This window comes from Sedimenticola hydrogenitrophicus, assembly GCF_025175675.1.
GTDB lineage: Bacteria > Pseudomonadota > Gammaproteobacteria > Chromatiales > Chromatiaceae > Sedimenticola > Sedimenticola hydrogenitrophicus.
Map to the genome: position 1 here is coordinate 23,055 of NZ_JANIOA010000046.1, position 8,980 is coordinate 32,034.

The following is an 8,980-nucleotide window of genomic DNA, read 5'->3' on the forward strand; positions in this document are numbered from 1 at the left end:
CTCCCGCGACGCAAGCCATGCGTATCGGGGTTGATCTCGGCGGCACCAAGATAGAGGCGCTGGCCCTGGATGAGCGGGGCCAGCGCCTGACCCGGCGGCGCATCCCGACACCCGCAGGTGACTACCGGGCCACCCTCCTTGCGGTGGCCGGACTGATACAGCGCATCGAACAGGAGACCGGCCGGCGCGGCACGGTCGGCATCGGCACGCCCGGATCACTCTCTCCTGCCAGCGAACTGATCAGAAACGCCAACTCCACCTGCCTGAATGGCAACCCCCTGCAACAGGATCTCGAACGGCTGCTGGAGCGTCCCGTGCGCCTGGCCAATGATGCCGACTGCTTTGCCCTCTCGGAGTCCATCGACGGCGCCGGTCAGGGCTACGCTTCGGTTTTCGGTGTCATCATCGGCACCGGTGTCGGGGGCGGGATCGTCATCAATGGCAGCCTGATCTCCGGAGCCAACCGCATCGCCGGTGAATGGGGACACAACCCACTCCCCTGGCCCGGTACGGCGGAGCAGCCCGGGGCGGCCTGCTATTGCGGAAAAAGGGGCTGTATCGAGACCTTCCTGTCGGGGGCCGGCCTGGCCGCCGATTACCACCGGGAGACGGGGGTATCGATCAGTGCCGCGGCGTTGTCCGAACGACTGGCACAACAGGAGCAAGCGGCGCAACGGGTCATGGCGCGTTACGAGGATCGGCTGGCACGCAGTCTCGCCGCAGTCATCAATCTCCTGGATCCCGAAGCGATTATCCTCGGCGGCGGCTTATCCAACGTCGCGCGACTGTATCAACAGGTACCGCGGGTCTGGACGGACTATATCTTCTCTGATGTGGTGCGTACCCGCTTGCTGCCACCGCGGCATGGCGACGCCAGCGGGGTGCGCGGCGCCGCCTGGCTCTGGGCTGTGGGCGAACAGGACTAAGCCGGGCACCGATCACTCATCCGGCAACGGTCCGAGGGCCGGCTCCAGCGCCGCCGCATAGAACAGCCGCCGGTTGCGCCCCACCTGCTTACACCGGTCAACCGCGTAACCGGCCTGGCGATAGAGCAGGTCAAGCTGATCCACAAGCCTGATCTCCGCCTGTCGGCACAACGTGGTCATGCCGATGCTCACGGAGAGATTCACCGGTTCATCCTGCGGCCGCAACTCCAGCTCGGCGACCGCCGCCTGAATGCGTCCGGCCATACTCTCCAGTCCATCCGGCAGGGTATGGGGCAGCAGCAGCGCAAATTCGCTGTCTCCCAGCCGGGCCAGCAGATCACCCGTGCGCGCCTCTTTTTGCAGGGTCTCCGCTATCCGGCAGATCGCCTGATCCCCCGCCAGGTGCCCCCATTTGTCATTGAGCCCTCGCAGCTGATCCACATCGATCAGCAACAGCCCCAGCGGGTGACCGTAACGCACCGCCCGGGCGAGCATCGGTTCACCTTCGGAGAAGAAATAGCGCCGATTGTACAGCCCGGTCAGCTCATCCATGATCGAGCGTTCCTGGTAGCGTGCGCGCAACCGCTCTGACTCCTCCAGCGACTGGGCCAATGCCTGGGTGCGTGAGCTGATCCGCTCCTCAAGCCGGTTGACCAGACGGTGCAGATGCAGCAGCCGACCGAGAAAATTGGCGAACAACATGAGAAAATGCTGATGCCAGGTCTGGAAAAACTCCGGCTGATGATGGGACACATTGAGCACACCCAACACCTCGTCATCCGAGACGATAGGGGCGGAGATCAGCGAACCATCGCCATAGAACAGGGTGGTGTTGGCGAAGGGTTTGAAACGCGGATCGGTCTTGCAGTTGCGGCAATACTGAATCTGGCCGCTCTCCAGGGCCAGCCCCATGATCCCTTCCCCGGCGCTGAACAGCATGCTTGCGCCCTCCGTTGCGGGCTGCTCGGGATCGCGCCGGCCGAAGGTATTCAGGCCACCCCCCACCGCGCAGCGCAACACCTCACCCTCGAGCAGAAAAATCGAACACTGCTCGAGGTCCTGGTACTCGATCAGTGCCTCCAGTGCCCGGCTCAACAACAGCCCCTCCGGGACACCCTCCAGCGGTATCCGGGAGAGCAGGCGGATGGCCGAGAGTGAATCGACAAGTGAAAAAAAATGGTCCTGATGGCCAAATATCACATTGGATCTCTTTAGTTGGTATTCTTGTTCATGCGTAACTACTCACCCGGTCTATAAGTGATTGGCGTGCCTTGTTGGCCGATCTTGGAGGAGCCATCGTGTGAGGCCGCTCCTGGGCATCCCTGCCCTCGCGGCATTAGTGAATCCGTTCACGTCGCCGGCAAGGCAGGTCAATCACCCCGTGAGTAGTTACGTTCATGCCAGCTGTCCCGCGACCCGTTCCAGATCATCCAACTGATGGCGCAAGGTCTCTTCGACCTGGGGGGTCCGCTCCCGATCCAGCCCATCGATGTTATCCAGCCAGCGGCAGTCGACCAGTGCGTACGCCTCGCCGCTACGAATAGCGCCCACCCAGTCGACCGCGCTATTCAACAGGTTGATCGCTGTCTGATGCGCACCGGAATAGCTGTCGTCGCCGAGAGATCCCATCATGGTCACAATGACGGGTGGCAGGTGCCAGCGCTCGGTCAACCAGGCCCCCGCTTGCCGATGGTCCATCCCGAGTCGTTCCCGTTCGATATCCAGCAGATTTCCCGCCGGTTCCAGTGCCGCCACCTGCAGGACGGCGGTGTAGGCCTCGCCCATCACATGCACCAGCAGCAGGGCCCCAAGATTGTGGAACAGTCCGCCCAGATAGAGCGCCGCCGCATCCGGTCGCCGCGCCGCCGGCAGCAACAGGGCGAGCGACCGTGCCAGCTGGCCGGCCGCCAAGGCTTTATACCAGTAACCCGGCAGATCAAAAACAGGACACTTTTCCAGGTTGAACACCCCGGCGATGCTGATGCCCAGGGCGAGGCTCTTGACCATATTCAAGCCGAGCACCCGGATAATGGCCTCCTCCACGCTGTAGACCGGCGCAGGCTGGGCGAAATAGGCCGAGTTAGCCAACCCCACGATGCGCGCGGCCAGCCCCGGATCCTGATCGATAATCGCCGCCAGCGCCTTCAAGTCGATGTCGTCGTTGGAGACGGCCTCCAGCAGTTTGGCGGCGGTGGTCGAGAGTGGCGGCAGCTGCTTGACCTTGAGCAGTTCCCGCACCACGCGCTCTTGTTCAGCGTCCATAGCAATAGTGTTCCCGGTTATTTTCGTATCCATGTTAGCGGGGGTTGGCGGGTTTTCTTTAGTGGCTATCACATCTACCCGGATAACCGGATAAACAGACCGCTTGACATGTTGCAGCGCAACGACCAAGATATAGTGTATTTTTAACACTTAGTAATCGGATAGCCGTGCCTTTTCAGTACCAATACCCCCACCCTGCCGTCACCACCGATGTGGCGGTCTTCGCCCTGCGCGACCAGCAGCTGCAACTGCTGCTGATACGCCGGGCGCGTGAGCCGTACAAGGACCGCTGGGCGTTACCCGGAGGCTTTCTTGAAATCGACGAGGATCTGGACAGCTGTGCCAAACGGGAGTTGGCGGAGGAGACCGGGGTCGCCGATCTCTACATGGAACAGCTCTACACCTTCGGGTGTCCCGACCGGGACCCGCGGGAGCGGGTCATCAGCGTCACCTATTATGCCCTGGTATCGGCCGACAAGCTCAGCCTGTCGCCCGGCAGCGATGCCGCCGAGGCCGCCTGGTTTCCGCTGCAGCGGCTCCCGGAACTGGCCTTTGACCACGCGGAGATCATTCGCCTGGCACGCGAACGGCTCGCCGCCAAGACCCATTACTCCACCATTGCATTCCAGCTCATGCCGGAGACATTCACCCTGAGCGAACTGCAATCGGTGTACGAGATCCTGCGCAACGAAAAACTCGATAAGCGGAATTTCCGCAAATGGGCCCTGGCCCTCAACCGCCTGGAAGAGATCGGCGACAAGCGCCGCAACGGCAATCACCGCCCGGCTAAAATCTACCGACTAACCGCCCCGGATCGGGTCGATATCATACGCTGAGCCGACCAACCACAGAGAGAACACCATGACGCAGACAATCGCTCCTGCAGAAATCCGACTGCACCCGGTCATCGTCCCTCCCCATCCGCAATGGCCGATCCTCAATGCGGATGAGAAACAGGCGATCAAGGCGCGCATCAAGGCGCTGTTGAAGGCACGCAATGCCGTACTGGTGGCCCACTACTACACCGATGGCGACCTGCAGGAGCTGGCGGAGGAGACCGGTGGCTGTGTCTCCGACTCCCTGGAAATGGCCCGCTTCGGCGCCCAGCAGGAGGCCACCACCCTGGTGGTCTGCGGTGTCCGCTTCATGGGCGAGACCGCGAAGATCCTCAATCCGGAAAAGCGGATTCTGATGCCCGACCTGGACGCCACCTGCTCCCTGGACGAAGGCTGTCCGGCCGATGAATTCAGCGCCTACTGTGATCAGTATCCCGATCACACGGTGGTGGTGTATGCCAATACCAGTGCCCGGGTGAAGGCGCGTGCCGACTGGGTCGTCACCTCCGGCATCGCCCTGCCGATCGTCGAGCATCTGGCCGCCCGCGGTGAAAAGATCATCTGGGCTCCGGACAAGCACCTCGGTCACTACGTACAGAAGCTGACCGGCGCCGACATGCTGTTCTGGAACGGCGCCTGCGTGGTGCATGAGGAGTTCAAATCGGTGGCCCTGGAAAGGGTCCGGCGACTGCACCCGGACGCCGCCGTGCTGGTTCATCCCGAATCCCCCGAGGCGGTGATCGAGCAGGCCGATGTGGTGGGCTCCACCACCGCCCTGATCAAGGCGGTGGTGGAGATGGACAACAGTGAATTCATCGTCGCCACCGATGGCGGCATCTTCCACAAGATGAAGCAGCTGGCGCCACACAAGAAACTGATCGAGGCGCCCACCGCCGGTGAAGGCGCCACCTGCGAGAGCTGTGCCCACTGCCCCTGGATGGGCATGAACGCACTGCAGAATCTGCTGCAGGTACTGGAACGGGAAAATAACGAAATCCTGATCGATCCGGACATCAGGGAGCTGGCGGTGAAACCGATACAGCGGATGCTGGATTTCGCCCGGAGCCGGCAGAAATAGCCCGCGCATCCGGCCGGTGATCGATCATGACTAAACGAGAGAGGGCGCCCTGAAGCGCCCTCTTTCGTTTAACCTGGGATCAGCAACCCCGACATCAACTCTCCGGGCCGATCTGCTGGCCGCAGATACCCGACGACTCGGCATGTTTGCGCAGCCCATCGACATCGAGGATTTCAATATGACCGCCCCGCACCTTGACCAGCCCCTGGTCGGTAAAGTTGTGCAGAATTCTCGAGAAGGTCTCCGGCTTCACCGACAGTCGTGAGGCCAACACCCCTTTTGGAGTCGCCAGCTCAAAGGCGACCCGCGTCTGGCCCTTTAACATGGATTTACCGCACAGATAACCGGCCACCCGGCCGGTGGCACTCTGCAGGGTCAGGTCATCGATCTCCTTGATCATGCGGCGCAGCCGCATGCTCATATCGCCCATGACCCGGAAACAGGTATCGGTCGACTCCCTGAGCAGATCCAGGAAGCCCCGGCTGTCCACCGCGACGAGTCGCGATTTGCCGATGGATGTGGCACGTACCGGATATGACGGTTTATCCGAGAACATCAGGGCCTCGGCGAATGTATAACCCGCCGTTACCACTTCAATCACCTTCTCGTTGCCGTTCATTGAGAGCCGGGAGAGTTTTATCTGCCCCTCCTGGACCAGAAAGAAGCGCCTCGCCTCATCACCCACCTCAAACAGGGCCTCATTATCCTGCAAGCGGATCTCGCTGCTCATCTTGCGAACGCGCTCCAACTGACCCTCATCAAGCTGGGAAAAAAGGAAGGCCTCACTCAGTTCGGTCGGCATAGTCACACCATCAATAGTAACAATTGCTTAACTTTCAGTAAGTTAATATTTGAGGAGTGGGTATTTTAGCGCAGAAAACAACTGATGGAAATCACTTCACATGGACATCAGTAATTCTAAGTATGGCTTTCAATAGCCGTTTAGTTATCCCGGCCCGGTTAGTAGGGAACCACGGATGGACACGGATTCACACAGATAGGAGATCAGAATACCGAATCCGTGTTTATCTGTGTGCATCCGTGGTTCTCCTGGGTCCCGCCCATTATGAACTTGTCCGTATGCCTCACCGCTCTGGCGCCCACCAAACCACCTGACGGGATTATAGTGAATTTATTCGCTTTCACTCCATCCTTAGGTCCGTATACGGTGCATGGCATCCTCGGCTCCGTAAACGGTACATCCCTGTACCACTCCTCCTGCACCACTCCTCGCGGCTGAAATTTTTCCAGGTAGGGCTAATAGTGATGGCAAAAGCCGGGACCACTCCGCCGGAATCTCCTGCGGACAGGAAGAATTCCGGGTTTTGCGGCGCTCAACCCACGCCGTCGCTGGACGATTGGGCACTCTCCGCATAGGCCGACAGGGCGTGGAGGGTCTGCCGATACCGATGCATGGCGAGCAGCAGATTTTTCATCAGCAGGGCATTCGACGCAAGGAAGAACAGTCCCGCCAAGTGGGCAAACCAAGCGGGGAACAGCGTGGCCGCCAGGGTCAACAGCAAGGACGCCTGAAACAGATACAATTGCAGGCGCGCGGCCTTGTCAGGGATAAACTCCTTCATGTTCGGCACCTTCACGGTCATGCACATCAGACTCATCTGCCGGTTCTGCAGGTGGAACCAGGAGAGGAAGGGGACGATCTTGTACAGCATACCGTTGATTACGGCCACGCCCACTCCCAGCAGCAGGCCCACGCCGAGGAGTAGACTGTAATGGGGGTCATTGCCGATAGCGGGTGAGACGCTCCCGGCTATCCAGATCAGTGCGCAGAAGGGAATGAACAGCATGCCGGTACGCCAGAACAGCAGGGTGATATCCGGGACCCGGCGTTTTCGCTGCGCCTGCAGCCGGATAGTCGTCACCGCATAGAGCACGAAGCCGCAGATCAGAATGAACATTCCCACCTCCGCTACCCACCCGTTCACCACCCCGGAGATCGCCCCCAGCATCAGCAGGGTCCAGATCAACAAGCCGACAAACAGCGCGGGCGCCAGCAGCCGACGCAGGCGGGGCGGGTATTCCGGCGTCACCTGAAACATGGGAACCACCTGATAAGAAATACCGATCAGCAACAGCCCGATCCAGCCCAACAGGCCCCAGGCGAGATGGACATCCACCAGCGAGGCGATATCCCCGAACCCCAGGGAGCCGAGAATGCCGCTCCCCAGCAGCAAGCCGAACAACAGCGTAATCAGTAAGGCGGCCACGGCAAGGCGTATCGCGACAATCGTGGCACTGACGTGCTTGACCCGCCACAGGGCGATCGTAACGGCGACAAAAAACACGATGACGCCACCGCCCATCATGCCCAGCGCCACCACCTCACCGACAACACTCCCCGATAGAAAGGCAAAAATCAGCATGCCGGTTCCCAGGGTGATCAGGATATGACAGAAAGTGCCGACCGCAACCACCCCGGGTACAGGTGAACCCGCGATCACGGGCAGCATCTGCAATAGCGCACCGCACATCACCATCGCCAGCATGCCGAGCGTGATCATATGGGTCAGGCCCAGGGTCAGGGGCGACCAGCGGGTGAGGAACAGATCGGGGCCATTGATCAGCAACATCAGCGCCGCGGCCAGACCAAATAGCGGCGCGGTCAGAAAGTACCTGAAGGGAATCGAAATCGGCGGAGCCTGATCCAGGGAGAGCGTCGCGGTGTTGAGCATCTGTTAACCAAGCCGTCAGTTCATAACCAAACAATTGAGTATCGAACGATAAAGTATCAAACGATGTAACTACTCACGGGGTGATTGGCCTGCCTCGCCGGCCAATCACTTACTGACCGGGCGAGTAGTTACCAAACGATACTATATATCTATATCCGAGGAGAACGTTGTAAATAAAGGTTCCAGCTACTCGCTGACAGACTCCACAGCAAGGGCCGCGGCAAGATCATCCGTCTTCCAGATGAATACCTCATAGCCCCCCGACTCGTCGCCCCGGCATTGCCAGGTAAAACCGCTTTTTTCCAACAGGGGGTAGAGCAGGTGAGGTTCACGCCGATGCAGTACACGCAGATAATCCCCCGGATGCAACTGCTGTATCGCCTCCAGGGTTCGTTCCAGCGGCTCGCAGGGCTCCAGCTTGCTTACATCGATCCGCACTTCCATTAGAGCATTTTCATCTCTTGCAGGGTGGCTTCCGCATCATCGGCGAACGCCTGATCCGTCATCGGATAAAGCATCTGCTCCTCTTTCATATTGTGTTGCTGCATCACCATCATCATGGTTTCGGAAAGTCCCAGATAGCGTTCATCATCCTCATGCGCCACCGCCGCTTCCATGTCCGCCATCAGCTGGCGCATCTGCGCGTGCTCCATGCGCATCATCTGGGTCGGTCCCATTGTCTGGCCGGTACGCTGTTCGAAACCGGGAAAAAGCACCCCCTCCTCCATCGTGAAATGGTTTTCGGTGGTATCACGAAAGGCCTCAAACTGCTCACGTCCCTGCACCCAGTCTCCCTGCGCAATCAACTCCTCCGCTTGAGCAAAAAGTTCATCGCAATGCCGGTGATTGCGTGCCATGGTTTCGGTGATCGTTGTCATTACTCGTATTCTCACATTGTCAGTTTAAATATTCCGGAGCGGTAGAGTATCGAAATACCCGCCCCCTGGCACCTTGATTTCAATCAATCCAGAGCAAATTCAAAACGTTACCGATCCATAATATTCTCTTGATCAAAGTCAAGGAATCCAGGGGGAACTGCAGGCCTAATGCCTCCCTGTACACCTTTCGCGGTACTTACATACGGAAAAATAATGGGGGGTAACAATGGCCCAGGCCTTCACAAAAACCATGGCGCGGAACATCTTTTATGGTGGAACCGCGTTTTTCTTCCTCCTTTTCCTGGCG

General features: G+C 59.4%; 9 protein-coding genes. 3 read left to right on the forward strand and 6 right to left on the reverse strand.

The annotated features are described in order from the left end of the window. Positions 1–17 precede the first annotated feature (17 nt). Entirely contained in the window at positions 18–926 is a 909-nt protein-coding gene (locus NPX02_RS18295) for an ROK family protein (protein ID WP_260295354.1), read from the forward strand. Positions 927–938: 12 nt separating this feature from the next. Here NPX02_RS18295 and NPX02_RS18300 read toward each other — a convergent pair whose 3' ends face one another. Both NPX02_RS18300 and NPX02_RS18305 read right to left on the reverse strand, forming a co-directional pair. Beyond that, the gene (locus NPX02_RS18300; protein ID WP_260295355.1) at positions 939–2,126 is read right to left on the reverse strand and encodes a sensor domain-containing diguanylate cyclase; all 1,188 of its coding nucleotides are present in this window, start codon (positions 2,124–2,126) and stop codon (positions 939–941) included. A 195-nt stretch (positions 2,127–2,321) separates the two neighbouring features. Then, positions 2,322–3,188, reverse strand: a complete 867-nt coding sequence (locus NPX02_RS18305; protein WP_260295356.1) for an HDOD domain-containing protein — start codon at positions 3,186–3,188, stop codon at positions 2,322–2,324. A 167-nt stretch (positions 3,189–3,355) separates the two neighbouring features. Between NPX02_RS18305 and NPX02_RS18310 the strand changes: the two genes are divergently transcribed. After that, positions 3,356–4,024 (forward strand): NUDIX hydrolase, encoded by a 669-nt coding sequence (locus NPX02_RS18310; RefSeq protein WP_260295358.1) that lies wholly within the window; start codon positions 3,356–3,358, stop codon positions 4,022–4,024. A 25-nt stretch (positions 4,025–4,049) separates the two neighbouring features. Next, the gene (nadA, locus tag NPX02_RS18315; RefSeq protein ID WP_260295359.1) at positions 4,050–5,102 is read left to right on the forward strand and encodes a quinolinate synthase NadA; all 1,053 of its coding nucleotides are present in this window, start codon (positions 4,050–4,052) and stop codon (positions 5,100–5,102) included. A gap of 94 nt (positions 5,103–5,196) precedes the next feature. On the opposite strand, the gene NPX02_RS18320 is transcribed toward nadA, so the two are convergent. From NPX02_RS18320 to NPX02_RS18335, 4 genes are all read right to left on the reverse strand, one after another. Next, the gene (locus tag NPX02_RS18320) at positions 5,197–5,904 is read right to left on the reverse strand and encodes a Crp/Fnr family transcriptional regulator (RefSeq protein ID WP_260295360.1); all 708 of its coding nucleotides are present in this window, start codon (positions 5,902–5,904) and stop codon (positions 5,197–5,199) included. A gap of 532 nt (positions 5,905–6,436) precedes the next feature. Further along, entirely contained in the window at positions 6,437–7,795 is a 1,359-nt protein-coding gene (locus NPX02_RS18325) for a hypothetical protein (protein ID WP_260295362.1), read from the reverse strand. Between the two features lie 186 nt (positions 7,796–7,981). Then, a complete protein-coding gene (locus NPX02_RS18330) occupies positions 7,982–8,239 on the reverse strand; it encodes a DUF2249 domain-containing protein (RefSeq protein ID WP_260295363.1) in 258 nt (85 codons plus the stop codon). Then, complete coding sequence (locus NPX02_RS18335; protein WP_260295364.1) at positions 8,239–8,673, reverse strand: hemerythrin domain-containing protein; 435 nt, start codon at positions 8,671–8,673, stop codon at positions 8,239–8,241. Before NPX02_RS18335 ends, NPX02_RS18330 begins: the two co-directional genes overlap by 1 nt. Between the last annotated feature and the right edge of the window lie 307 nt (positions 8,674–8,980).